Source organism: Pseudactinotalea suaedae (assembly GCF_009733815.1).
GTDB lineage: Bacteria > Actinomycetota > Actinomycetes > Actinomycetales > Beutenbergiaceae > Pseudactinotalea > Pseudactinotalea suaedae.
Genome location: NZ_WNXY01000006.1, coordinates 83,646 through 108,335, shown reverse-complemented (window position 1 = coordinate 108,335; position 24,690 = coordinate 83,646). Strand labels below are relative to the sequence as shown.

Below are 24,690 nucleotides of genomic sequence, written 5' to 3'. Positions count from 1 at the left end.
TTCCTCCGTGTGACTGGGCGGGTTTCCGTGGCGATCTGCGGCCCAGGCGGGCGACCTCAGATCAAGCGTGGAACCGTCGCTCCCCGGTGGTGCACCACCTTCGCCAGTCGCGACGCCCCGAGCCTACCCTGATCGAGCCAGGTCCCACCAAGCCCGACGGCGATGCTCACGACTGCTGGGACGCCGTCGTCCCGCTCGTCTCGGCCGGGCCGCTCAGCGCGGCTCGGCGCCGCCGTCGTCGTCGCCCGAGTCCTCGGTCTCGTCGTCGACCTCGGCCTCGCCGAGGATCTTGCGCAGATAGGCGTAGGTGAGGTCGCCGGCGTTCTGGTCGTACTGGTGCTCGAACCCGTGCTTGGCGTAGAGCGAGAGGTTCTGCTTGGAGTCCTGGCCCGTGAAGACCCAGACCTCCTTGGTGTCCTCCGGGAGGTAGGTCAGCACCGACATCAGCAGCTTGGTGCCGATGCCCTGCCCCTGCAGGTCCGGCACCACGGCCAGCCGGCCGAGCAGCGCCCGGTCCTCCTCGAGGCCGACGCGCACGGACCCGATCATCCGGGTGCCCATCCAGGCGGCGAGCGTGACCACGTCGGGTCGGGCCAGGTCGGCGCGCAGCTCGTCGAGGGTCTGCGTGAGGGCGGGGATGTGCGGGTCGTCGTACAGCTGCGCCTCCGTGACGAAGGCAGCGCGACGCACGGTGAGCAGCTCACCCGCGTCGCCGTCCTCGACGACGTCGATCCTCAGCTCGATCTCGGCCATGCGCAGCATCCTTTCATCTCCGCGCGGCCCCTGGGCCGATCAGCGCGCCGTGGCGGCGATCGCCTACCCTCGCCGGGTGAGCAGCATCGATCCGAGCACCCACTGGGTCCTCACCCTGTCTTGTCCGGACCGCCCCGGCATCGTGCACGCCGTCACCGGTGCGCTGGCCGGGCTGGGCGGGAACATCACCGAGTCGCAGCAGTTCGGCGACCCGGGTACCGGTCTGTTCTTCATGCGGGTGCAGGTGGAGTCGGCCGCGCCGCGCACCGAGCTCGTGGCCGCGCTGACGGCGGTCGGCTCGGAGTTCGCCATGACCTGGCAGCTGGACGTGGTCGGGCGCCCGGTGCGCACCCTCGTGCTCGTCTCGACGACGGCGCACTGCCTCACCGACCTGCTGTTCCGGCAGCGCTCGAACCGGTTGCCGATCGAGATCGCGGGCGTCGTCTCCAACCACACCGATCTCGCCCCGATCGCCGCGTTCTACGACGTGCCGTTCCACCACGTGCCGGTCACCAAGGCCACCAAGGACGCGGCCGAGGACCGGCTGCTGGGCCTCGTGGAGGAGCTCGACGTCGAGCTCGTGGTGCTCGCCCGGTACATGCAGATCCTCTCGGACCGCGTCTGCACCGAGCTCGCCGGCCGCGTGATCAACATCCACCACTCGTTCCTGCCCTCGTTCAAGGGCGCGCGCCCGTACGCGCAGGCCCACGACCGGGGCGTGAAGCTGATCGGGGCGACCGCGCACTACGCGACCGCCTCGCTCGACGAGGGCCCGATCATCGAGCAGGACGTCGAGCGCGTCAGCCACGCCGACGCCGTCGACGACCTCGTCGGGCTCGGGCAGGACGTCGAGCGGCGCGTCCTGGCCCGCGCGGTGCGGTGGCACGCCGAGCATCGCGTCCTGCTCGACGGGCACCGCACCGTCGTCTTCCGCTGACCGCTTTCAACACGATTCCGAACACCCCGCGGTTTCAACACGATCCCGGACAGGGCACGGTGTCAACACCGTCCCGCCCCGTCCGGAATCGTGGTGAACCGGTCAGGGGCGGGGCTCCCACACGCCGTCGACGCGGCGCGCGAGGCGCCAGGGGTTGTCGTCGCGCAGCGCCGGCGGCAGCAGTGCCTGCGGCACGTCCTGGTAGGCGACGGCACGGCCGAAGCGCTGCACCGCCGCGGTGCCCACGGACGTGCCGGCGATCGTCGTCGCCGGGTAGGGGCCGCCATGCTGCATCGCGTAGGTGACCGCGACGCCGGTGGGCCAGTCGTTCCAGACGAGGCGCCCGGACAACGTCGAGAGCACGTCGACCAGCTCGCCGGCGAGCGCCTCGTCCGGCTCGCCGTGGACGGTCGCGGTCAGCTGCCCGTCGAACCCCTCGACCACGGGGACGAGGTCCGCCGGGTCCTCGTACTCGACGACGAGGGAGACCGGTCCGAAGCACTCCTCGCGCAGCCGGTCGACCTCGGCGAACCGATCGATGCCGACGGCGAGCAGCGTCGGCGTGGGCGTGGCACCGGTGGAGCCGTCGACGACGACCCGCACCCCCTCGACGCCGCGGAGCTCCTGGAGGCCGTGGGCATAGCCCTCGGCGATGCGGTCGTTGAGCATGGGTGCCGCGGAGACCTCCGACAGCGCCTGCCCGGCTGCCTCGAGCACCGCAGACCCCGCGGGGGCGAGCAGGATCCCGGGGCTGGTGCAGAACTGACCCACGCCGAGCGAGAGCGAACCGGCGTAGCCGGTGCCGATCTCGGCACCGCGCGCCGCTGCGGCCGCCGGCGTCACCACCACGGGGTTGACGCTGCCCAGCTCGCCGTAGAAGGGGATCGGCACCGGGCGGGCGACCGCGAGGTCGAACAGCGCGCGGCCGGCACCGATCGAGCCCGTGAAGGCGCCCGCACGGATCGCCGGGTGCTGGATCAGCGCGACACCGGCGTCGAAACCGTGCACGAGGCCGAGCCCACCAGGGGCACCTGCCTCGGCGAGGGCACCGGCGACGATCTCGGCGACCGCCACCGACAGCCGCGGGTGGCCGGGATGCGCCTTGACGACGACCGGGCAGCCCGCCGCGAGCGCGGACGCGGTGTCGCCGCCTGCGACGCTGAACGCGAACGGGAAGTTGCTGGCGGAGTACACCGCGACCGGCCCGAGCGGGACGGTCACGCGCCGGATGTCCGGACGCGCCACGGGACGCCAGTCCGGGTCGGCGTGGTCGATCGTGGCATCCCACACCGCGCCCGACTCCACCTCAGCCGCGAGCAGCTCGAGCTGGCCGGTGGTCCGGCTCAGCTCGCCCGCCAGCCGGCCCTCGGGCAGGTGCGACTCCTCCTGCGCCAGCGGCACCAGGGCCTCACGCTGCGCCTCCAGGGCCTGCGCGGCGGCCCGCAGCCACCCGGCTCGCTCGCCGGGACCGGCGGCCGCCATCGGGCCGGCCGCCCGGGCGGCAGCGGCGACGATCGCGTCCAGCTCGGCGGTGGTGGTCTCGGCAGGGGTGGTGATGTGCGTCAAGACGTCTCCGTGGTCGATCGGCCAGGGCAGGCGGCGGTCAGTATCCGGGCGGGTTCTGCCCGGGAGGCGTGGTCCCGGGAGGTGTGAAGCCCGGCGGGACGCCGCCCGAGCCGTAGCCGAGCTGCGCCGCCTCGGCCTTCTTGGCCTTGTTCATGTCGATGAGGCCGCGGATCGCGATCACGATACCGATCAGGGCGAAGTACCACGGCACGAAGTACCGGTCGCCCGGCTCGGCCATCGAGTAGCTGACCACCGTGATCACGATCGCCGCGACGAAGAGCCCCAGGCCGATCCAGATCGAGCGCCTGCCGCCGGAAGCCTGGTTCTGCGCCAACGCGGCCTGCGCGCTTCCGGGAGCGGTGGAGCCGAAGGCACCGGGGGCCGCCGTGCCGTAGGGGTTCTGGTCCGCGGCGCCGTAGGCGGGCTGGGGCGGTGTCCCGTAGTCGGCTATCGGGTTCGTGCCGTAGCCGCCGGCCTGGTCGCCGGACGCCGGGGTGCCGTAGCCGCTCGCGGGCTGCGCGGCGTCGTCGACCCAGAAGGTCCAGCCGTTCGGCGCCGGCGGCCACGAGGGGTCGGGCTGCCAGTCGGAGGTGGGGACGAAGTTCGGCGGGACGTTCCATCCCGGGGGTGCGTTGAATCGCTGGGCCATGGCCGACAGGCTAGACCCGGAGACGACCTCGACATGCTTCCGGTGCAGGGAAGAACTTCCCTCGCCCGTGCCTGCGGCGTACCGTGGGGTCATGCGCGCGATCGTCACGACGACGCCGGAACCACTCCGGCGCCGTCACGGCATGCGCTGACACCGCACGCACCGCACAGCCCCGGAGCCATCGGCCCGGGGCGTTTTCGTGTCCTGGGCTCCCCAGACCAGGAGACGACACCATGCACCACGACCACCGCGACCTCGCCCGCGACATGGGTCTGATCGCCGGCGACCCGCTCGTCGGCGCGGGCCTGCCGCTCTGGCTACCCGCCGGCGCAGTGATCCGTCACGAGCTCGAGGGCCTCGGCCGTGAGACGGCCCTCGCGACCGGCTGCAGCCCCGTCTACTCGCCCGTGCTCGGCAAGCGGGCGCTCTTCGAGCGCTCCGGGCACTGGGACAAGTTCGCCGACGACATGTTCCCCGCGATGGCCATGGGCGGACCCGACGCCGAGGACCTCGTGCTGCGCCCCGCCAACTGCCCGCACCACGCCATGCTCTACGCGGCCGAGCAGCACAGCTACCGCGACCTGCCGATCCGCTACCACGAGCTGGCGCCCATGTTCCGGGCGGAGCGATCCGGTGTGGTCTCCGGGCTGAGCCGGGTGCGCCAGATCAACCTCGACGACACCCACGTCTTCGCCCGCACGGCGCAGATCGGTGACGAGGTCGCGCTCGCGCTCGCCGCCGGCCTCGACGTGCTGGGCACCCTCGGCGTCGAGGTCTCCCACGTCCGGTTGTCGCGTCGTGACGACGGCGACCGCTGGCTCGGCGAGCCCGAGCGCTGGGCCGATGCCGAGAGCCAGCTACGAGAGGCGACCTCCGCCGTCGACCTGGCCGGGCGTGGCATCGACCTCCAGGAGGTCGCCGGGGAGGCCGCGTTCTACGGGCCCAAGCTCGACGTCCAGGTCCGCGACGCAGCGGGCCGCGAGGAGACCATCTCCACCGTGCAGCTCGACTTCGGTCAGCCGGAGCGGTTCGACCTCACCTGCATCGGTCCGGACGGCGGTCGCGAGCGGGTGGTGATGATCCATCGAGGGCTCATCGGGTCGATGGAGCGGATGGTCGCGCTGCTGCTCGAGGTGCACGACGGCCGGCTCCCGATCTGGTTGGCGCCCGTCCAGGTGTGCGTGCTGCCGGTCTCCGAGGCCCACGAGCCCGCGGCAGCCGGCGCCGCGTCGCGGCTGGCCGCCGCCGGGCTCCGGGTCCGGGTCGAGAGCGGCGGCTCGCTGGGGCGTCGGCTGCGCGCCTCACGACGACGGCGTGACGCGCTGCTCGCCGTCCTCGGGTCGACCGAGGCCGCGGGTGACAGCCTGGCCGTGCACGACCCGGCGACCGACTCACGTGCCGCGATCGCCGTCGACGAGCTGCGGAACCGGCTGCTCGCCGCCGTCGAGGGCCGTCGGCCGCGGGTCGAGCTGTGCTGATGGGCGTCGGCGCGATCCCCACAGCACCCCACCGATCACGAGCACGCCACCGAGCACCTCGGGCACGGCCGGCCGCTCGCCGAGCACCAGCCACGCCGTGGTGATGCCTGCGACCGGCACGAGCATCGAGAACGGCGCGACCACACCCGCCGGGTGCCGTGCCATCAGCCACACCCAGACACCGGACCCGACGATGGTCCCGACGAGCACCGTGTAGGCGAGGCCGAGCCACGCCGGCACGGCTGCGGCCTCGGTCGCTGTGCGCAGCGACTCGGTGATGCGGTCGGGACCTTCCACCAGCAGCGACAGCACCAGCATCGGGACCGGCGGCACGACCGACATCCACAGGGTCAGGCGCAGCGGCCTGGGCGCGACCGCCTTCCGCATGGCCAGGTTGCCCAACGCCCAGCCGAGACCGCCGAGAACCACGAGCCAGAACGGCAGCCAGGCCGAGATCCCGGCGCGCGAGACCCCGACGAGGCCGAGGCCCACCGCGGCGACCGCGACGCCCAGAGCCGCGCGCGCACCGACCCGCTCCCTCAGCAGCAGCGCACCCAGCACGACGGTGAACGGTGCTGACGACTGCAGCACCAGCGAGGCCAGACCGGTGGGGAACCCCGCCGCCATGCCCAGGTACAGGCCGACGAACTGCAGCGTCCCGAAACCGAGGCCGTAACCGATCAGCCACCGCAGCGGCACCTGCGGCCGGGGCACGAGCAGCACGGTCGGGATCGCGATCACCGCGAACCGGAGCGCGACGAGGAACAGCGGTGGGAACTGCTCGAGCGAGAGGTGGATCGCGAGGAAGTTGACGCCCCACATCACCGCGACGGCGACGGCGAGCAGTGCGTGGCGGACCGGCATGCGCTCAGCCTCGTCGACGTGGCGGTGTAGGACCAGCGACTTATTCTGCAGCGTCCCTGTAGGTTCCCTTCATGGAAGTTCGGCATCTGGAGCTGCTCCGCGAGCTGTCCGTGCGCGGCTCGGTCACCGCCGTCGCGGCCGCGACATTCAGGACGCCCTCCGCGGTGTCGCAACAGCTGCGCACCGCAGAACGCGAGCTCGGGGTCGCGCTCGTCGAGCCGGTCTCGCGCGGGATCCGGCTGACGGCGCCCGGCCAGCTGCTCGCCGACGGCGCCGACGACGTCCTGCGCGCTCTCGCCGAGCTGCAGGCGCGCCTGGACGCCGGGATCGGACGGCCACGAGGGCGGGTCGCGATCGGGACGCTCCCGAGCGCGGGCGAGGCACTGCTGCCCGAGCTCGTCAGGAGGTTGCGCGACACCGAGATCGAGCTCGACATCGACGACTTCGATCTCGCCGAGGCCGACTACGCCAATCGCACGCTCGACGCCGACGTGGTGATCGCGCACAGTCTCACCGGCGACGTCCCGGCCGGCGCCGAGGCGCTGACCGCTCGCGTGCTGGCACGCGAGCCGATCGACGTCGCCCTGCCTGCCGAGCACCCGTTGGCGGCACGCGCGGTGCTGACACCGGCGGACCTCATCGGCACGTCATGGATCGGGGTGCCGGTCGGGTACCCGTTCGACAGCATCCTCGTGGCGGTCGAGACCGTGACCGGGTGCGTGCTCCCCCGCTCGATCCGGCTGCGTGACAACCGGCTCGTCGAGTCGTTGGTGGCAGCCGGCCAAGGATTGGCACTGCTGCCCCGGTTCACCACCCGGCCGCGACCAGGGATGGCGATCCGCCCGCTCACCGGCGTCCCGGTCGTGCGCAGCGTCGTCGCCGTGGCGCGACCCGACCGGCTCGCCCGCCTCGCCGTCCGGCACGTCGTCGAGGAGCTCGCCGCCATCGGCGGCGACCTCAGCGCCAGCTCACCCGAGCCCGCCGGGTGAGCGCGGCACCGTCTCAGATCAGGCCGAGACCCTTGACGGCGTCGCGCTCCTCGCCGAGCTCGGCGACCGAGGCGTCGATGCGGCCGCGGGAGAACTCGTCGATCTCCAGACCCTGGACGATCTCCCAGGCGCCGCCGACCGAGCGGGCCGGGAACGAGGAGATCAGACCCTCGGGCACCCCGTAGGAGCCGTCGGAGGGCAGCGCGACCGAGGTCCAGTCGCCCTCGGGGGTGCCGTTGACCCAGTCGTGGACGTGGTCGATCGCCGCGTTGGCCGCCGACGCCGCCGACGACGCCCCGCGCGCCTCGATGATGGCCGCGCCACGCTTGGCGACGGTCGGGATGAAGGTGTTCTCGAGCCAGTCCTGGTCGTTCACGACGTCCGCGGCGGGCTTCCCCGCCACCGTGGCGTGGAAGATGTCCGGGTACTGGCTGGCGGAGTGGTTGCCCCAGATCGTCAGCTGCTTGATGTCGTTGACCGTGGTCCCGGTCTTGGCCGCGAGCTGGCTGAGCGCCCGGTTGTGGTCGAGACGGGTCATCGCGGTGAAGCGCTCCGCCGGCACGTCCGGCGCGTGCTGCTGGGCGATCAGCGCGTTGGTGTTGGCCGGGTTGCCGACGACCAGGACGCGGACGTCCTCGGCGGCGCCGGCGTTGATCGCCTCGCCCTGCGGCTTGAAGATGCCACCGTTGGCCTCGAGCAGGTCGGCGCGCTCCATGCCCGGGCCGCGGGGGCGGGCGCCCACGAGCAGAGCGATGTTGGTGCCCTCGAAGCCGGCGGCGGGGTTGTCCGCGATGTCGATGCCGGCGAGCAGCGGGAAGGCGCAGTCGTCGAGCTCCATCGCGGTGCCCTCGGCAGCCTTGACCGCCTGCGGGATCTCCAGGAGGCGGAGCTTCACGGGCGTGTCCGGACCGAGCAGCTGACCGGAGGCGATCCGGAACAGCAGCGCGTAGCCGATCTGACCGGCGGCGCCGGTGACGGTCACGGTGACGGGGGCGGTGCTCATGGGTGTGTCATCCCGTTCTCGGCTCGTGGGGCGTCCTGCGCCGGTTCGCGAGCCGTTGAGGTCAGCCTGCTCTTGATGCGGCCCATCCTGCCACTTGCCGCGATGTCCGCTCGCGCCCACCTCCCCTCCCCCTCACCTCACCCACCCCTCCCCGGTTCGAGGTAAACGCCGACCCTCCGGAGGCGGCCAATTACCTCGAACCGGCATAGGGGTGAGGGTCGCGGGACCCGGCGGCACCGCATCCACCCCTCCCCGGTTCGAGGTAAACCCACCGTCCCGCGGCCCCCGATTACCTCGACCCGGCAGAGGTGGTGGCGGACGCGGGGGTGGAGCGGCGGTCGCAGAGCCGGTAGCCGGCGCAGACCTGGTCCATGTAGGCAGCGGGCGCGAGACGCCAGCCGACCAGATCGATGTGCAGCACCACGTCACCGGCCAGGGAGACGGCGTTGGCCCGAAGATTGTCATCGGCGACGGCGAGGCCCCAGCGGTGGGCTGCGCCGTCGATCTCCACGACCAGGCCGTTGCGCCAGCGCACATCGAGGTAGACGGTGCCGCGCGGGCCGTGTCGGATCACCTGACGGTCCGGTTCGGGAAGCCCGCGTGCCCGGCAGGCTCCGGCGAAGTCGAGCTCACCCAGGGACTGGGCGCCGTCAGCGACATCGGCAGCGACGAGGCTGATGAAGGCGCGTCGATTCCTGCCCCGCGCCGCCCGATTCGCCTCGACCAGGTCCCGGCCGCTCACCAGTCGTTGCTGCACCGGCATGCAGAGGACCAGCGCCGCCTGTCGGTCCGAGGCAGCCCAGTGCGCAGCTCGGATGGCAGCGATCGCCGGTCGGGTTCGAGGGATCCCCGCCGTCGTGGTCTCGTGGGGCACACGCCGGATGATCTTGTGGATGCGAACACCCTCGACGGGTTCGACGTCGTGGCTGTGCAGCACCGAGACGTGCACGTCCGACTCGTTGAAACCGGTCATGCCGTCGGCCTCCAGGGCCGACACGCCGTCGAGCTGGGCAATCCGCTCGCCGACCTCCCAGATCGCGCGCCAGCGCAACGCCTGCGTGTCGAGCTCGCCGGTATGCAGCGACACCGTCTGGCGGCCCCACAGCCGCCAGCGCTCCGCCCGGACCTCGCGGCGAACCATTCGATCGTCGATGCCGAGCGCTCTGAGACGTCGCCTCGACAACGCACCGCCGAAACGGCGCGCCACCGCCCGCGCCGAGCGCCGTCGCTCCGCCGTCGTCGCTGTCATGGATCCGCAGCATGCGCCGCCTCGATCGGACCTCGCCGGTCGAGCGGGGGGTGCTGTGGATCCAGATGCATCAGGCCGCACCTGTGGACAGCAGCCCTGCCGCCCTCGTCGTCACCCCTTCCCCCGGGCGGTCGAGGTAATCCCCGACCACGCGAAGGCCCCCGATTACCTCGACCGGGGCGGGGTCGGGGGGCCCTCCGCCGTGTCGAGGTAATCCGGGACCTCGCGGAGGCTGCCGATTACCTCGAACGGGGTGGGGGTGGGCGCGAGCGGAGGCGGGTGGGGGGCGGGGTCGGGGGCGGAGGCGGGGCCGGTGGCAGGGTAGAACCGGGGGCTCAGTGACCTGTCACACGGCAGGATGGGGAGCGACTGTCAGCTCGCACCGATATCTTGATATCAAGACATCAGCGAGAATCTCGGAAACGGAGCACCGGTGCCTGAATCGACGATCATCTACACCTACACGGACGAGGCGCCTGCGCTCGCGACAGCGTCGCTGCTGCCGATCGTCACCTCCTTCACCCACCAGGCGGGTGTCGAGATCGAGACCCGCGACATCTCGCTCGCCGGCCGCATCCTGGCCTCCTTCCCGGAGGCCCTGACGGCGGAGCAGCAGATCCCCGACGCGCTCGCCGAGCTGGGCGACCTCGCGAAGACCCCCGAGGCGAACATCATCAAGCTGCCGAACATCTCGGCCTCGATCCCGCAGCTGAAGGCCGCGATCGCGGAGCTGCAGGCGCTCGGCTACGCGCTCCCGAGCTACCCGGACGAGGTCGTCACGGAGCAGGACAAGGCCGTGCGCGCCGCCTACGACAAGGTCAAGGGCTCCGCCGTCAACCCGGTGCTGCGCGAGGGCAACAGCGACCGTCGTGCACCCGCCTCCGTGAAGGCCTACGCGCGCAAGCACCCGCACTCGATGGGTGCGTGGACACCCGACTCGAAGACGAACGTGGCGACGATGGGCGCCGATGACTTCGCCAGCAACGAGAAGTCGATCGTGATGCCCGCCGAGGACACCCTGCGCGTGGAGCACACCGCCGCCGATGGCACCGTGACCGTGCTCAAGGAGGCGATCCCGGTGCTCGCCGGCGAGGTCGTGGACGCCTCCGTGCTCGAGGTCGCCGCGCTCCAGCGCTTCCTCACCGAGCAGATCGAGCGCGCCAGGTCCGAGGCCGTGCTGTTCTCGATCCACCTCAAGGCCACGATGATGAAGGTCAGCGACCCGATCATCTTCGGCCACGTGGTCCGCGCCTTCCTGCCCGAGGTCTTCGCGACCTACGGCGCCACCCTGGCCGAGGCCGGCCTGTCCCCCAACGACGGGCTGGGCGCGATCCTCGCCGGCCTCGAGGGTCACCCGCAGCAGCAGGAGATCACGGCAGCGATCACCCAGGGGATCGCCGACGGTCCCGCGCTCGCCATGGTCGACTCCGACCGCGGCATCACGAACCTGCACGTCCCCTCGGACGTCATCGTCGACGCCTCGATGCCCGCCATGATCCGCACCTCGGGCCACATGTGGGGCCCGGACGGCGAGGAGGCCGACACCCTCGCGGTGCTCCCGGACTCCTCCTACGCCGGGATCTACCAGGTCGTCATCGACGACTGCCGCGCCAACGGCGCCTTCGACCCGACCACCATGGGTTCGGTCCCGAACGTGGGCCTGATGGCGCAGAAGGCCGAGGAGTACGGCAGCCACGACAAGACGTTCGAGATGGCCACCGACGGCGTCGTGCGGGTGCTCGACTCCTCGGGCGCCGTGCTGATCGAGCACGCCGTCAGCGCCGGCGACATCTGGCGCGCCTGCCAGACCAAGGACGCCCCGATCCGCGACTGGGTCAAGCTCGCGGTGACCCGGGCCCGTGCTACCGGCGCCCCCGCCGTGTTCTGGCTCGACGAGAGCCGCGCGCACGACGCCAACCTCATCGCCAAGGTGGAGGTCTACCTGACCGACCACGACGTGACCGGGCTCCAGATCGAGATCATGCCGCCCGTCGAGGCGATCGCGTTCTCCCTCGAGCGGATCCGGCGCGGCGAGGACACGATCTCGGTGACCGGCAACGTGCTCCGCGACTACCTCACCGACCTGTTCCCCATCCTCGAGCTGGGCACCAGCGCCAAGATGCTCTCCGTGGTGCCGCTGATGAACGGTGGTGGCCTCTTCGAGACCGGCGCCGGCGGCTCCGCTCCCAAGCACGTGCAGCAGCTCGTCAAGGAGAACTACCTGCGCTGGGACAGCCTCGGTGAGTTCCTCGCGCTCGCGGTGAGCCTCGAGCACATGGCGCAGACCACGAGCAACCCGCGCGCCCAGGTGCTGGCCGACACGCTCGACCGGGCCACCGGCACGCTGCTGGACGAGAACAAGTCGCCCGCTCGCAAGGTCGGCCAGATCGACAACCGCGGCAGCCACTTCTACCTCGCGCTGTACTGGGCGCAGGAGCTGGCCGCGCAGACCGAGGACCCGGAGCTCGCCGCCCTGATGTCCTCGGTCGCGGAGTCGCTGGCGAGCAACGAGCAGACGATCGTCGAGGAGCTTCTCGCGGTGCAGGGCGCGCCCGCCGACATCGGTGGCTACTACCGCCCCGACGCGGCCAAGGTCGATGCCGTGATGCGCCCGTCCGCCACGCTCAACGGGATCCTCGCGACCCTGGGCTGAGCACGAGGCGGCGCCGCGCGCGCCGGCCCCAGGGCCGCCGTCGGGAATCATGTCCGACGGCGGCCCTCGCCATGAGCGGACCTGGTCGTCCTCGGCTCCCACTCAGGTGGGGATGCAAGGATGCTCCGCGGCCCCGCACCCGAGCAGAGGATCCCCATGACCGCGCACCCCCAGCAGGCCGAGCTGTCCGCGCAGCCTCAGCAGGCCGAGCTCGACCCCGACGTCTTCGACCAGCCGGCCCCGGAGCCCTCGTTGCTCCCCCGCGTGGCCGCCGAGCTGCTCGGCACCTTCGTGCTCGTGACGGCGATCATCGTGACCGCGGCCTTCGGCTCGATCGCTGCCGCCTCGACGCCGCTGCACATCGCTCTGGCAGGCGGCCTCGCGCTGACCGCCATGGTCGCGGCGTTCGGGTCGGTCTCGGGCGCACACCTCAACCCCGCGGTCAGCCTCGGCGCCGCCGTCGCGGGCCGGTTGAGCTGGGGCGACCTGGTTCCCTACATCGTCGCGCAGACCCTGGGCGCCGTGGGTGCGGGTGGCCTGCTCATGCTGCTCACGCCGGCAGCGCTGCCCGCCGCACTGGGCATGTCCGACTCGCGAGGCTTCGTCAGCGGGACCGCCAACGGCTTCGGCGACCACTCCCCCATCGCCACGATCTCCGGCGGCCAGGTCACGTTCTCGACGGCGCAGGCGCTGGTCCTCGAGGCTGTCGCCACCGCGATCCTCGTGGGCGTGGTGCTCGCCGTGACCCGGCGACCGAACCCGTCGGCCCCGATCGCGATCGGTGCGACCCTCACGGTCACGATCCTGATCGCCGCGCAGTTCACCAACGCGGCGATCAACCCGGCGCGCGCCACCGGGACCGCCCTGTTCTCCGAGCCGTGGGCCGTGCAGCAGCTGTGGCTGTTCTGGGTCGCCCCGCTGCTCGGCGGTGTCATCGCCGGTCTGATCGCGCTGCTGATCCAGCGCAGCGCCGTTCCCGCCGAGGACTGGGACGACGAGGACGACGACTGGGACGACGAGGACGACGACGAGCTCGAGCCCGCGCCCGCTGCCACACCCTCGGTCGCCGCGGCGCTCCCCGCCGAGACCGAGCGTGGCGACGACGAGACCGAGTCGGAGGAGTTCGTCGTCGAGGACCTGGGCGACGAGACCGAGCCCGACGACGACGAGCCCACCGGCAGGGACCGCCAGGTCTGACGGAGCCGGCCCGCACGCCGGGCTGAAACTTCCGACAAGAGGTTCCCCCGGGGCGCCGCCGTCGGGAAGGATCGGTCGGCGTGAGCGACACCGTCACCGCCGACCAGCTTCGCGCCGCGCTGCGCGAGGACCATCCCGACGCTGCACCGATGATGCGGTGGTGGTGGTTCGGCCCTGCCCTCGAGCGCGCCGAGCTGGATCGCGAGCTCGCTGCCATGGCCGCGGCGGGCATCGGAGGCGTGGAGGTCTCCTTCGTCTACCCGCTCGAGGCCGCCACCACCACGTTCTGCTCCCCCGAGATGCTGGCCGACCTGCGGTGGGCCGCCGAGCGGGCGCACGAGCTGGGGCTGCGCTTCGACGTGACCCTGGGCAGCGGCTGGTCCTACGGCGGGCCGCACATCACCGCCGAGCTCGCGGCGCGCGGCCTGCGCTGGGACCGGCACGAGATCGCGGGTGGCGCCCACACGCTCGAGGTCGCCCCGGCCTGGCCCGGTGACGAGCTGGTGGCGGCCTACCTCGCGCCGGGCTCGGTGCAGGAGCAGTCCCCGGGCGCCCAGCAGGTGGACGTCCAGGATGCCGGCGGGTCGTGGCAAGTCACGGTCCCGGAGGGCTCCGGCACCCGGCACGTGCTGCTCGCCTGGTCGCGGCTGACCGGACAGCAGGTCAAGCGCGCCGCAGCCGGGGCAGAGGGACCCGTGCTCGACCACTACAGCGCACGGGCCACGCTGGCCCACCTGCACGCGGTCGGCGACCCGATGCTCGACGCCGTGCCCGCCGAGCTGCTCGGCTCGGTGTTCTGCGACAGCCTCGAGGTCTATCACGCGGACTGGACCCCGGATCTGGTGGAGCAGTTCGAGCAGCGCCGCGGCTACCCGCTGCTGCCCGCGCTGCCGCGGCTGCTGCAGGCGCAGGGGGAGGCCGCGCACCGGCTGCGGGCCGACTACCACCGCACCCTCGTGGACCTGTACGAGGAGCGGTTCGTCTCGGTCGTGCGCGACTGGGCGCGCGGGCGCGGCGTCCCGTTCCGGCTGCAGGGGTACGGGACACCGCCCGCGACCCTGAGCAGCTACCGGTTCGCCGACCTGTTCGAGGGCGAGGGGTGGGGGTGGACCGAGCTGACGGCGACCCGCTGGGCCTCCTCCGCCGCCCACCACTACGGCCGCGACGTGGTCTCGGCCGAGGCGTGGACGTGGGTGCACTCGCCCTCGTTCCGGGCCACGCCGCTCGACCTGGTCGCCGAGGCCCACGAGCACCTCCTCAACGGCGTCACGCTGCTGATCGGGCACGGCTGGCCCTACTCCCCCAGCGATGCTCCCGGGCTCGGGTGGTTCTTCTACGCCGCCGGCTGCCTCGACGACCGCAACCCGTGGTGGCCCGCGATGCCGGCCGTCACGGCACACCTGACGCGGCTCAGCTGGTTGCTGCGGCAGGGTGTCGGCGTCGCCGACGTCGCGGTCTACGTGCCGACCCAGGACCTGCTGGCCCGGTCCGCCGCGGGCATCGGCGGCTCGGTCGACGCCTGGCGCGAGGCCAACCGCACCGTGACGGCCGACGTGCTCGGCCCGATCCGCCGCGCCGGGCTCGACTACCGCCTGTTCGACGACGACGTCGTGGTGCACACCGACCTCGAGCCGCCCGCGGTGATCCTTGTGCCGCAGACCCGGATGCTGCCCGACGCCACCCGTGCGTGGCTCGAGGACGCGGCCCGCGCGGGATCGACCGTGCTCACGATCGACTCGGCGGTCTCGCCCAGCGGGTCATGCGCCGTCTCGACGGCGGAGCTCGCCTCGGCGTTGCGGGTCGCCGTCGCCGCACCGTACGGCGAGACCGAGAGCGAGATCGGTCTCGTGCACCGCCGCGTCGACGGGCTGGACGTGCGGATGCTGGCGAACACCACCTCCACGCCCGCGCAGGTGACCGTCGCCATCGACGGCGCCTGGCAGCGCTGGGACCCGGCCACGGCCGAGGTGACCGGCTCCGGTACGGGACCGGCCGCCGTCGAGGTCGCGCCGTACGAGGCGACCATCCTCGTCAGCGGCACCGGCGTCGACGCGGTGCCGGTCGCCGAGCCGCAGACCGCCGAGGTGGTCCGGCTGGCCGAGGGCTGGCAGTGCGCGTTCGCGGATGCGGCCGCGGAGCCGGTGGCGCTGCCGCACCGGTGGGAGGACCAGCCCGGCCGCGGCGGCTACTCGGGGAGCGCGACCTACACGGTCACGGTCGACCTGGCCGACCAGGCCGAGGGCGGTCGTGCGGTGCTCGACCTCGGCGCCGCGACGTCGCTGGCCGACGGGCGGAGCCCGCAACGAGGCATGGTCGGCCCGGCCTACCACGCGGCCCTGCGTGGACCGGTCGGCGAGGTCGCGGTCGTGCGGGTGAACGACCGCGACTGCGGTGTCGCGTTCGGCCCGCCGTACCGCGTGGACGTCAGCGATGCCGTCCGGCCGGGTCCGAACACGATCGAGATCACGGTCCACAACACGGCCGCGAACGCGCTCGCGCACGACCCGGAGATCGGTGCGCTGGTCGAGCGCACCGAGGCACGCTACGGACGCCGGTTCGTCATGCAGGAGCTCGACCGCGCGCTCGAAGGGGTGGCGTCCGGGCTGCTCGACGTGCCGTCGCTGGAGCTCAGCCCAGCGCGGTCGTCGGGATCGCGAGCGTGAGAGCCGCGATCACCAGCGCACCCGCCACGAACAGGGTGATGTCGAAGGCACGCGAGCGGATCGCGATCCCGTACGGACCTGGCGCGGGGCTCACCGCTCGGACGACCGCGAACGCCAGCAGCACGGCCGACAGCAGCAGCATCGCCGGCCGGACGCCGCCGTCGAGCACGATCGAGATCACCACGGTGACCACGATCGCGAGGAGGGCCAACCACATCATGAGGCGGGTCCGGTGAACGGGCTTCACCGGCGTCTGGTCCTTGGTCGGCACGGGGACGACCCTATCGCCGGCGATAGGTTGGCCAGGTGAGAGCAGCCGCACCGCAGGGTGTCCCGGACCGGGTGATCGTCGTCGGCGGCGGGCTCGCCGGGCTGCGCACGCTCGCCGAGCTGCGCGGGCTCGGCTTCGACGGCGAGCTGGTCTGGGTCGGCGCCGAGACGACACCCGCCTACGACCGGCCGCCGCTGTCGAAGGAGCTGCTCTCTCGGCCCGAGCCGCTCTGGCTCGCCGAGGACCTCGGGCACCAGCACACCGAGCTCGCCGACGCCGTGCACCTCGGCAGGGCAGCCACCGGGCTGCGCCGGGATGGCGGCGCGCTGATCGTGTCGACCGACGCCGGTGAGCTGGCCGCGGACGCGGTCGTCGCGGCCACCGGCTCGGAACCGGTGCGGCCGTGGCCCGATGCCGTCGCGCTGCACAGCGCCGCCGACGCCACGCATCTGCGCGAGCAGGTGCGACCGGGCCGACACGTGGTGATCATCGGCGCCGGGTGGATCGGCGCCGAGGTGGCCGGGGTGGCCGCCGGTGCGGGGATCCGCGTCACCGTGCTGGAGGCCGGTTCAGCACCGCTGTGGCGCCAGCTCGGCGAGGTCGCCGGCGAGCGCACGCGCGAGTGGTACACGACCGCAGGCGTGGAGCTGCGCACCGACGTCATCGTGACCGAGGTCGACGGCGGCACGGTCACGCTCGACGACGGCAGCACGGTCACCGGGGACATCGTGCTCTCGGCGGTCGGCGTGCGGCCGGCGACCGGATGGCTCGACGGCGTGGTGCCCACCCTGGCGAGCGGCCACGTGGTGACCGACCGCGCCGGCGCGACCGCCGCACCCGGGGTCTGGGCGGTCGGCGACATCGCGATGCGCGAGACGCTGCACTTCGGCGCGGTACCCGGCGGCCACTGGTTCGCGGCACTGCGCGACCCGGCGCTGGTCGCCGCGGACATCCTCGGCCTGCCGCTGCCGCCGGCCGAGGCGGCCCCCGAGGTGTTCTCCGACCAGCTCGGGCACCACCTGGAGGTGTTCGGTCGGCTGGTCCGCGACGGCGAGCCGGGAGCCGCACGGGTGCTCCGCACGCTCGACGGCGGCTGGAGCGAGCTCCACGTGAGCGATCAGCGGCTGGTCGGCGCGGTGGTCGTCGACGCCCCGCGCGAGGTGGCCGCCGTCAGGAAGCTGCTGCGCGGCGAGGCGCTGCCGAGGCTGGACCTCGCCCTCGCCGGCGACCCCGCCGTCGCGCTGCGCGCCGCCACCCTCCCCTGATCTCACCGCACTTTCGACACACCTGCGATGTCACCGCACTTCCGACCTGCGTCGAACGTGCGGTGAGATCGAGCCCGTGTCGAACGTGCGGTGAGATCGGGCCTGCGGGGTCAGTGGAAGAAGTGGCGCGTCCCGGTCAGGTAGAGGGTCACCCCGGCCGCCGTGGCAGCCTCGATCACCTCGGCGTCGCGGACCGAGCCGCCGGGCTGCACGATCGCGCGCACACCGGCGTCGATGAGGATCTGCGGGCCGTCGGCGAACGGGAAGAACGCGTCCGAGGCGGCGACCGCGCCGCGCGCCCGCTCCTCGCCGTGCCCGTTGGCGCGCTCGACCGCGAGACCGCACGAGTCGACCCGGTTGACCTGCCCCATGCCGATGCCGACCGAGGCGCCGTCCCGGGCGAGCAGGATCGCGTTCGACTTCACGGCGCGCACCGAGCGCCACGCGAAGGCGAGATCGGCGAGCGTGGCCTCGTCGGCGGCCTCCCCGGCCGCGAGGGTCCAGGTGCCCGGGTCGTCACCGGGAGCGTCGACGCGGTCGACCTGCTGCACCAGCAGCCCGCCGGAGATCTGCCGCTGCTCGAGCGGGTTGCTCGGCGGCGCGGTCACCTCGAGCAGCCGGATGTTCTTCTTCTGGGTGAGGATCTCGACCGCCTCGGGCGTGAAGCCGGGCGCGACGACGACCTCGGTGAAGACGTCCTTGATCTGGTTCGCGGTGGCCTCGTCGACGGTCCCGTTGGTGGCGATCACGCCACCGAACGCGGACACCGGGTCGCACGCGTGGGCGCGGGCGTGCGCCTGCGCGATGCTCTCCCCGACGGCGATCCCGCACGGGTTCGCGTGCTTGATGATCGCGACCGTCGGGGTGTCGCCGTGGTCGTGCGCGGCCCGCCACGCGGCATCGGCGTCGACGTAGTTGTTGTAGCTCATCTCCTTGCCGTGGAGCTGACGTCCAGAAGCAAGGCCCGTCCCGGCTGAGTCGTACCTGTACAGGGCCGCCTGCTGGTGCGGGTTCTCCCCGTAGCGCAGGACGGCGGAGCGCACCCCCGTGGATCCCGTCCAGGTGGGCAGCGCCTCGTCGGGCTCGACGACGCCACCCAGCCAGCTCGCCACCGCGACGTCGTAGCTCGCCGTGTGGCGGAACGCCTCGGCGGCGAGCGCGGTCCTCTCGGCGAGGCTGAAACCGCCGCGCCGCACCGCGTCGACGACGTCCCCGTACCGGGCCGGGTCGACGACGACGGCCACGCTCGGGTGGTTCTTCGCCGCGGCGCGGACCATCGACGGGCCGCCGATGTCGATCTGCTCGACGCACTCGTCCTGCGACGCTCCCGAGGCGACGGTCTGCGTGAACGGGTACAGGTTGACGATCACGAGGTCGAACGGCTCGACCTCAAGGTCGGCGAGCTGCTGCACGTGGTCGGGGAGGCGGCGGTCGGCGAGGATCCCCGCGTGCACGCGCGGGTGCAGCGTCTTGACGCGGCCGTCGAGGCACTCGGGGAAGCCGGTGAGCTCCTCGACCGGGGTGACCGGGACGCCGGCGCCCGAGATGCGGGACGCCGTCGACCCGGTCGAGACGATGGACACACCCGCCGCGTGCAGCGCACGGGCGAGATCCTCGAGGCCGGTCTTGTCGTAGACGGAGACGAGGGCGCGGCGGATCGGGACGACGTCGGTCATGGAGGGCTCTCCTGGTTCGGTTGCGGACACCGGCGCACCCAGGCGATCGGCGCGCGTCAGGCAGAGCCTCCGACCGCTCCCAGGTGGTGCTCCACCTCGACGCCAGTCACGATCGGACTCAGCGAGTCTACCGGGATGCGCCGCCGGCTCGCCGTCAGAGGATCCGACGTGCCCGTCGTGTCAGCCACACCAGTGCGGTGCCGAGCATGAGAGCGGTGAGGCCGAGCCACGCCGTCGTCGACCCCTCCACACCCGTCGCGGCGAGCTGGATCGGGGAGGAGGTCGTCGTGGGGGCGTCGTCGTCAAGATCGGGCGGTTCCGTCGGGGTCGGATCGGTCGGGCCGCTCGGGTCGCTGGGATCTGGATCGTCCGGGTCTGAAGGGTCGACCGGATCGGTCGGGTCCGTCGGGTCGCTCGGATCGACCGGATCCGTCGGATCGGTCGGATCGACCGGATCGGTCGGATCGACCGGATCGGTCGGATCGACCGGATCGGTGGGATCGACCGGCGCTGCCTCGACGGTGATCGTCACGGTGGCAGGCAGGCTCGTCGTCAGCGGGTCCAGCACCGTGTAGGTGAACGAGTCGGTTCCGGTGAAACCCGGGTCCGGGGTGTACGTGAAGCGGCCGTCGAACGAGCCGCCGGAGATGGTGCCGTTCGCCGGGTCGGTCAGGCGGTTGAACGACAGGAGGTCGCCGTCGGCGTCCGAGTCGTTCACCATCGGCCCGGGCGGCGGCACCACGAGCGGCACGTCCGCCGTCGTCGTGTACGCGTCGTCGACCGCCAGCGGGACGGCGTTGGCCGGGGCCACCGAGACCGTCGCGCCGTCGTCGTCGCTCGCGCTCTGCGCGAAGGCGCGGTTCTCGGCGACCCAGACCGCCGTGTTCGTCGTCGTGGCGACGATCTCCTCGTTGCGCGTGAACGAGTAGCTGCTCCCCGGTGCCAGCGCCCACACGAAGTCCGGGCCCAGCACAGCACCCGAGGCGTCGGCCACGAGGTGGTAGAACAGCGGCACGTCGCCGTCGTTCGTCACGGTGTAGCACCAGCGGACCCAGGTGCCCGCGGGCACCGGACCGATCGCGTCGGTGGTGGCGCACTCGCTCACCCCGGTGTCGATCATCACGGTCATGGTGAGCGAGACGCTGGTCACCGGTGCGCCGACCACGATCGTGGCCGTGGCGATATTGCTCAGGCTCTCGCCGTCGCTCGCCTGGTAGCTGAAGCTGTCGTAACCGGTGAATCCGGGGTCGGGCCGGTAGGTCACCCGACCGTCGCCGAAGGTGGCGATCAGCGTCCCGTTCGTCGGCAGCGTCTCGAAACGCTCCAGCACCAGGGGGTCGCCGTCGGCGTCGGTGTCGTTCGCCAGCGGTCCGGGCGCGGCGAGCACCAGGTCGGCGCCGGTCGCCACCGCGTAGGTGTCGTCAGCCGCGACCGGCGCGGCGGCGCTCGCCGGTGCGAGCGGGACGACCAGCAGCAGGATGGCGCTGACGACGGCGGTGCGTAGCGCCAGCCGCCGACCTCGTCGTCCTGCTCCAGGATGTGGCGCTGCGGTACGCCCGGCGCTCACAGCGCACCCGCCACGATCGTCGCGAGCTCGATGGCGAGAGCGGTGTCGTCGGCGGCGCCGGTCCTGACGGCGACCATCACACCGCCCGCATCCGACTCGAACACCACGGTCCGCCCACCGGAGGACGCCTGCCCGATGCCGACCACGTCCGCCATCACCAGGCCGCCCGGCAGGTCGGCGACAGGATCGGCATCCGAGATCGACGCGAGGTAGTCGGTCTCCATGTCGGCGATCGGCAGGATCGAGACCCGGACCACGACACCCGCGCCGTCCCAGACGCACTCGGAGTAGCCGGAGCCGTAGTCCGTGCCCCTGCCGGCGGGGGCGCCGTCGACGAACGTGGTGGCGAGCTCGGTCGGGGTGAGCAGCGCGCAGACGTCGACAGCCGCCCCGCTCGCGTCGCCGGAGCCGTTGCAGCGTGCGCCGATCTCGGTCCCGAGCTGCGCGATGACGTCGAAGTCGGCCGGGTCACGATCGGCGGCGACGGCGGCCATGGCCTCGTTCAGCGCGTCACCGTCCTCGGGGTCGATCCCGGCGAGGCCGGTGGCGTAGGCATCCAGCACGGAACGGAGCACCGCCCAGTCGCCGGCGAGGTCCTCCGGTGGCGTGATCGCCGCCGCTGCCGTCGCTGCGCGTGTGAAGGCGCCGACGAGATCGGCGAGCACCTCCTCCGAGGCCAGCCCGCCGTCCAGCAGCAGCCTGAGGTCGCTGCCGGCGTCGTCGATCGCCGCGCAGAACTCCTCGTCCACCGAATCGGTCGACGCGGACGTCGCCTCGCTCTCGGCCACGGCTTCGGTCGTCGCGGCGTCTGCCGTCGCGGCATCCGTCGTCGTGGTGCTGTCGGCCGTCGTCGGCTCCTCGGCAGAGGTGTCGGCCCCGCCGCACCCGGCGAGCAGCAGCAAGGCCGCCATGCAGCACATCGCACGCACGCGCATGCCATCCCCTCCTCGATCGCTCCTGGCGATGACGGTAGGCGGGGGGCCGCGGCGCCGCCTCGGTGAGGCTCACCGGGGTGTGCGGGCACTATCGTCACCGGTGACGGGCGACCTCGGCGCACCAGGTCCGGACGATCTCCGGCAGCCTCGGTTCGGCATCGGGCCACCACACGCGGAAGGCGGAGGATCATCGACGCACGCAGCGTGGCGCTCGACCGGTTGTCGGCGGCCGTCGCCCGCGCCCGCGAGGGGGCCGCGTGCGTGCTGGTCGTGCAGGGCGAGGCGGGGTCGGGCAAGTCGTGGCTGCTCGAGCAGCTGATCTCGTCGGTGACGCGGCCTCGGTCGCCGTCAGGTCCGCTGTCGGAGGCCGGGACGCCGGACGTGCAGCTCCTCCGGGCCTCCGGTCATCCCGCCGAGCAGGCGCTGCCGTTCGCGGGCTTGCACCAGCTGCTGCACCCGGTGCGGGCTCGGGTCGAGGCGCTGCCGGACATCCAGCGCGACGCCGTCGGGGCCGCGCTGGCGCTTCAGGCACGATCGAGCACGCCACCGGCGCAGCAGTTCGCGGTCGCGGCAGGCGTGCACACGCTGCTGACCACGCTCGCCGAAGAGAGCCCGCTGCTGGTCGTCGTCGACGACGTCCACTGGCTCGATGTGGCCACGATCCAGACGCTGGGCTTCGTGGCACGCCGGCTCGACAGCGACCCGGTCGCGCTGGTGCTGGCGACGCGGCCGATGGCCGACGCGCACCCGTTCGCCGACGCCTCCGCCGTGGTCGAGCTCGGCCCGCTCGGCGACGACGAGGCTCGTAGGCTGCTCCGCACGGCGCATCCGGAGCTGGTGCCCGCCGTCGCCGACGAGGTGATCAGGGTGGCGGCCGGCCTCCCGCTGGCCCTGGTCGAGGTGCCTGCAGACCTGCGCCCGGAGCAACGTCGGGGCGAGGTCCCGCTCACCTCCACGCTGCCCGCCGGCCCCACCCTGGACCGACTGTTCAGCAGCCGGCTCGGTGAGCTCGACGAGGACGCCGAGACGGCGCTGCTCCTCGCCAGCCTCGACGAGCTCGACCGTGAGGAGCTCGCCCAGGCGCTCGCTGCCGTCGGGCTGTCCGTCGCCGCGCTGGAGCCCGCCGAACGGGTCGGACTGGTGCTGCTGCACCGGAACGGCGTCACGTTCAGCCATCCGCTGGTGCGGTCCGCGGTGCAGCGCCGCGCCCGTGAGACCGCGAGACGACGGGGGCACGCTGTGCTGGCGGAGCTCTTCCGGGACTCGCCGGACCGCCGGGCGTGGCACCTGCACGAGATGGCTGACGGCGTCGACGCCGCGGTCGCTGAGGCGCTCGCCGCCGCAGCCGCGGCAGCCGAGGCGCGCGCTGCCCCGGCGGAGGCGGGGCGTGCATGGGAGGCGGCTGCCTCGCGCTCCACGACCCGTGCCGTGGCGACCCCGCGCTTGACGCGGGCGGCCGGCGCGTATCTGCGGGCGGGTGACGCGACGGCGTCGCGGCGCGTCTTCGACGGGCTGGTCGAGGCCTCTGTCGGACCGGTAGAACGCGCGCGCTGCGAGCGCGGTCGACTCGTGACCGCCAGCTGGGCGGCGTTCGAGCGACCGGACGCCGACCACGTGCTGGGCCTCGCCGCCTCGGCGGCCCCGACGGCGCCCGACGTCGCCGCCGCGCTGCTCGGCGACCTGGGGCTCGGTCTGATGGTGGCCGGCCGGTGGAGCGACGCTGCTCGGGTGATGGCCGACGCCCGTGCGCTCACACCGGCGTCGGGCCCGTCGCTGCGGAACCGGCTCGTGGACGACATGGTGGCCGTGATGGTCGGCGCTCCGGGCGCCGGCGCCGTGGTGCGCTCCGACTGGGACCTGGAGCTGACGGATGCCGCCCTGTGCGACCCGGAACTGCCTGCGGTCCACGCCGCGAGCGTGCGGTGCTGGATCGGTGAGCCCGACGGCGCTGCGCGGGTGCTCGAGCGCATGCACACCTCGTTGCAGCGCACCGGCGCCGTCGGGATGATCGGCGTGATCGTCGCGGCGCTCGCCGACGTCGACCACCGCGTGGGCGACTGGGACAAGGCGGCGGCGGGGCTGGAGACCGCGGAGCGGCTGTGCGCAGCGACGGGGCTGCTCGCCCCGCTCGCGTTCGTCCGGTTGCGGTACGCGCTGCTGCTGGCGGCGCGCGGCGCCGACACCGCATGTCGCGACCGGCTGGCCGTCGGAGCCGCGGCCGCAGGGGATCTTCCGCTGGTCCGCCACCTGGTCGAGGTGGCTCTCGGTCAGCTCGCCCTGGGTGCCGGCCGTACCCAGGACGCCGTCGACCACCTGGTCAGGGCCGGCGAGATCGAGCGCCGAGAGGGTATGCGGGAACCGGCCTACACCTCCCGTTCCGCCGACCTGATCGAGGCGTGGTGGCGGCTCCGGCACGAGGACGAGGCCGCCGTCGAGCTCGACCGGTTCAGCCGGGACGCCGAGGCAGCCGACCGGCCGAGCGCGCTGGCTGAGCTCGCGCGGTGTCGAGCGCTGCTGGTCGGGACCGAGGACATCGACGAGGCGTTCGCGGCAGCGCTCACGCGGTTCGCGCCGTTGCGCGACCCGTTCGGCCAGGCGCGTACCGAGCTGTGCTGGGGTGAACGGCTGCGGCGTGCCGGTCGCAAGCACGACGCGCGCACCCCGCTCCGGGGCGCCGCCGACACGTTCGGCCGGCTGGGCGCCGACGCCTGGGCCCGGCGAGCGCTGGCCGAGCTGGCGGCGTGCGGGGAGAGGCGCGTCGTCGACGCGGGGCCGGCGTCGATGCTGACACCGCAGGAGCTCCAGGTCGCGATGGCGGTGGCCGACGGCTCCAGCAACCCCGAGGTGGCAGCAGCCCTCTACCTGTCGCGGCGCACGGTGGAGTACCACCTGAGCTCCGCCTATCGCAAGCTCGGCGTGCGCGACCGCCACGAGCTGGCGGCCCTGCTGCGGCCTCGGATCTGAGGTGAGCGGGA

Annotated in this window: 18 protein-coding genes and 2 riboswitches; of the genes, 8 read left to right on the top strand and 10 right to left on the bottom strand. The window is 72.9% G+C overall.

What is annotated here, in order from left to right; genetic code table 11:
• Positions 1-33: 33 nt before the first annotated feature.
• Positions 34-121: riboswitch (ZMP/ZTP riboswitch) on the bottom strand.
• A gap of 92 nt (positions 122-213) precedes the next feature.
• On the bottom strand, positions 214-753 hold the full coding sequence (locus GPA04_RS11340; protein WP_156224213.1) for a GNAT family N-acetyltransferase: 540 nt from the start codon (positions 751-753) through the stop codon (positions 214-216).
• Positions 754-829: 76 nt separating this feature from the next.
• On the opposite strand from GPA04_RS11340, the gene purU reads away from it, so the two are divergent.
• Entirely contained in the window at positions 830-1,690 is an 861-nt protein-coding gene (gene purU / locus GPA04_RS11335) for a formyltetrahydrofolate deformylase (RefSeq protein WP_241680744.1), read from the top strand.
• Between the two features lie 102 nt (positions 1,691-1,792).
• Here the strand turns inward: purU and GPA04_RS11330 are convergent, their stop codons facing one another.
• Both GPA04_RS11330 and GPA04_RS11325 read right to left on the bottom strand, forming a co-directional pair.
• Entirely contained in the window at positions 1,793-3,256 is a 1,464-nt protein-coding gene (locus GPA04_RS11330; RefSeq protein ID WP_156224211.1) for an aldehyde dehydrogenase (NADP(+)), read from the bottom strand.
• A gap of 37 nt (positions 3,257-3,293) precedes the next feature.
• Positions 3,294-3,905 (bottom strand): hypothetical protein, encoded by a 612-nt coding sequence (locus GPA04_RS11325; RefSeq protein WP_156224210.1) that lies wholly within the window; start codon positions 3,903-3,905, stop codon positions 3,294-3,296.
• 233 nt (positions 3,906-4,138) lie between these two features.
• On the opposite strand from GPA04_RS11325, the gene thrS reads away from it, so the two are divergent.
• The gene (gene thrS / locus GPA04_RS11320; protein ID WP_156224209.1) at positions 4,139-5,383 is read left to right on the top strand and encodes a threonine--tRNA ligase; all 1,245 of its coding nucleotides are present in this window, start codon (positions 4,139-4,141) and stop codon (positions 5,381-5,383) included.
• Here the strand turns inward: thrS and GPA04_RS11315 are convergent.
• Positions 5,297-6,247 carry an EamA family transporter gene (locus tag GPA04_RS11315; RefSeq protein ID WP_156224208.1) on the bottom strand — a complete coding sequence of 317 codons (951 nt, stop codon included), beginning with the start codon at positions 6,245-6,247 and terminating at the stop codon, positions 5,297-5,299. The two genes, thrS and GPA04_RS11315, sit on opposite strands and share 87 nt — an antisense overlap.
• A 71-nt stretch (positions 6,248-6,318) precedes the next feature.
• Between GPA04_RS11315 and GPA04_RS11310 the strand changes: the two genes are divergently transcribed.
• Complete coding sequence (locus GPA04_RS11310) at positions 6,319-7,236, top strand: LysR family transcriptional regulator (RefSeq protein ID WP_156224207.1); 918 nt, start codon at positions 6,319-6,321, stop codon at positions 7,234-7,236.
• 13 nt (positions 7,237-7,249) lie between these two features.
• Here the strand turns inward: GPA04_RS11310 and GPA04_RS11305 are convergent, their stop codons facing one another.
• Positions 7,250-8,239 carry a malate dehydrogenase gene (locus GPA04_RS11305; RefSeq protein ID WP_156224206.1) on the bottom strand — a complete coding sequence of 330 codons (990 nt, stop codon included), beginning with the start codon at positions 8,237-8,239 and terminating at the stop codon, positions 7,250-7,252.
• A gap of 289 nt (positions 8,240-8,528) precedes the next feature.
• On the bottom strand, positions 8,529-9,380 hold the full coding sequence (locus GPA04_RS11300) for a hypothetical protein (RefSeq protein WP_156224205.1): 852 nt from the start codon (positions 9,378-9,380) through the stop codon (positions 8,529-8,531).
• 541 nt (positions 9,381-9,921) lie between these two features.
• Here GPA04_RS11300 and GPA04_RS11295 point away from each other — a divergent pair.
• The 3 genes from GPA04_RS11295 to GPA04_RS11285 all read left to right on the top strand — a co-directional run bounded on the left by GPA04_RS11295 (position 9,922) and on the right by GPA04_RS11285 (position 16,001).
• Positions 9,922-12,141, top strand: a complete 2,220-nt coding sequence (locus tag GPA04_RS11295) for an NADP-dependent isocitrate dehydrogenase (protein ID WP_156224204.1) — start codon at positions 9,922-9,924, stop codon at positions 12,139-12,141.
• Between the two features lie 156 nt (positions 12,142-12,297).
• Positions 12,298-13,338: an MIP/aquaporin family protein gene (locus GPA04_RS11290; RefSeq protein ID WP_162458591.1), complete on the top strand. Its 1,041-nt coding sequence runs from the start codon at positions 12,298-12,300 to the stop codon at positions 13,336-13,338.
• An 80-nt stretch (positions 13,339-13,418) separates the two neighbouring features.
• Positions 13,419-16,001 (top strand): glycosyl hydrolase, encoded by a 2,583-nt coding sequence (locus tag GPA04_RS11285; RefSeq protein WP_156224202.1) that lies wholly within the window; start codon positions 13,419-13,421, stop codon positions 15,999-16,001.
• Here the strand turns inward: GPA04_RS11285 and GPA04_RS11280 are convergent.
• On the bottom strand, positions 15,967-16,272 hold the full coding sequence (locus tag GPA04_RS11280) for a DUF3017 domain-containing protein (protein ID WP_156224201.1): 306 nt from the start codon (positions 16,270-16,272) through the stop codon (positions 15,967-15,969). The two genes, GPA04_RS11285 and GPA04_RS11280, sit on opposite strands and share 35 nt — an antisense overlap.
• 35 nt (positions 16,273-16,307) lie before the next feature.
• Between GPA04_RS11280 and GPA04_RS11275 the strand changes: the two genes are divergently transcribed.
• The gene (locus tag GPA04_RS11275; protein WP_241680743.1) at positions 16,308-17,537 is read left to right on the top strand and encodes an NAD(P)/FAD-dependent oxidoreductase; all 1,230 of its coding nucleotides are present in this window, start codon (positions 16,308-16,310) and stop codon (positions 17,535-17,537) included.
• Between the two features lie 110 nt (positions 17,538-17,647).
• Here the strand turns inward: GPA04_RS11275 and purH are convergent, their stop codons facing one another.
• The 3 genes from purH to GPA04_RS11260 all read right to left on the bottom strand — a co-directional run bounded on the left by purH (position 17,648) and on the right by GPA04_RS11260 (position 21,715).
• The gene (gene purH, locus GPA04_RS11270; protein WP_156224200.1) at positions 17,648-19,213 is read right to left on the bottom strand and encodes a bifunctional phosphoribosylaminoimidazolecarboxamide formyltransferase/IMP cyclohydrolase; all 1,566 of its coding nucleotides are present in this window, start codon (positions 19,211-19,213) and stop codon (positions 17,648-17,650) included.
• Positions 19,214-19,242: 29 nt separating this feature from the next.
• Positions 19,243-19,333: riboswitch (ZMP/ZTP riboswitch) on the bottom strand.
• 34 nt (positions 19,334-19,367) lie between these two features.
• Complete coding sequence (locus GPA04_RS11265) at positions 19,368-20,780, bottom strand: cadherin-like domain-containing protein (RefSeq protein ID WP_156224199.1); 1,413 nt, start codon at positions 20,778-20,780, stop codon at positions 19,368-19,370.
• A complete protein-coding gene (locus GPA04_RS11260) occupies positions 20,777-21,715 on the bottom strand; it encodes a hypothetical protein (protein WP_156224198.1) in 939 nt (312 codons plus the stop codon). The genes GPA04_RS11265 and GPA04_RS11260 overlap by 4 nt, the downstream gene beginning before the upstream one ends.
• 204 nt (positions 21,716-21,919) lie before the next feature.
• Here GPA04_RS11260 and GPA04_RS11255 point away from each other — a divergent pair, with 204 nt between their 5' ends.
• Positions 21,920-24,679, top strand: coding sequence for a helix-turn-helix transcriptional regulator (locus GPA04_RS11255; protein ID WP_156224197.1), 2,760 nt, complete (start codon positions 21,920-21,922; stop codon positions 24,677-24,679).
• Positions 24,680-24,690 lie beyond the last annotated feature (11 nt).

Coding starts and splice junctions, on each gene's coding strand:
- GPA04_RS11310 (WP_156224207.1), top strand. CDS start 6,319: ATGGAAGTTCGGCATCTGGAGCTGCTCCGCGAGCTGTCCGTGCGCGGC.
- thrS (WP_156224209.1), top strand. CDS start 4,139: ATGCACCACGACCACCGCGACCTCGCCCGCGACATGGGTCTGATCGCC.
- GPA04_RS11260 (WP_156224198.1), bottom strand. CDS start 21,715: ATGCGCGTGCGTGCGATGTGCTGCATGGCGGCCTTGCTGCTGCTCGCC.
- GPA04_RS11325 (WP_156224210.1), bottom strand. CDS start 3,905: ATGGCCCAGCGATTCAACGCACCCCCGGGATGGAACGTCCCGCCGAAC.
- GPA04_RS11315 (WP_156224208.1), bottom strand. CDS start 6,247: ATGCCGGTCCGCCACGCACTGCTCGCCGTCGCCGTCGCGGTGATGTGG.
- GPA04_RS11290 (WP_162458591.1), top strand. CDS start 12,298: ATGACCGCGCACCCCCAGCAGGCCGAGCTGTCCGCGCAGCCTCAGCAG.
- GPA04_RS11305 (WP_156224206.1), bottom strand. CDS start 8,239: ATGAGCACCGCCCCCGTCACCGTGACCGTCACCGGCGCCGCCGGTCAG.
- purH (WP_156224200.1), bottom strand. CDS start 19,213: ATGACCGACGTCGTCCCGATCCGCCGCGCCCTCGTCTCCGTCTACGAC.
- GPA04_RS11340 (WP_156224213.1), bottom strand. CDS start 753: ATGGCCGAGATCGAGCTGAGGATCGACGTCGTCGAGGACGGCGACGCG.
- GPA04_RS11300 (WP_156224205.1), bottom strand. CDS start 9,380: ATGGTTCGCCGCGAGGTCCGGGCGGAGCGCTGGCGGCTGTGGGGCCGC.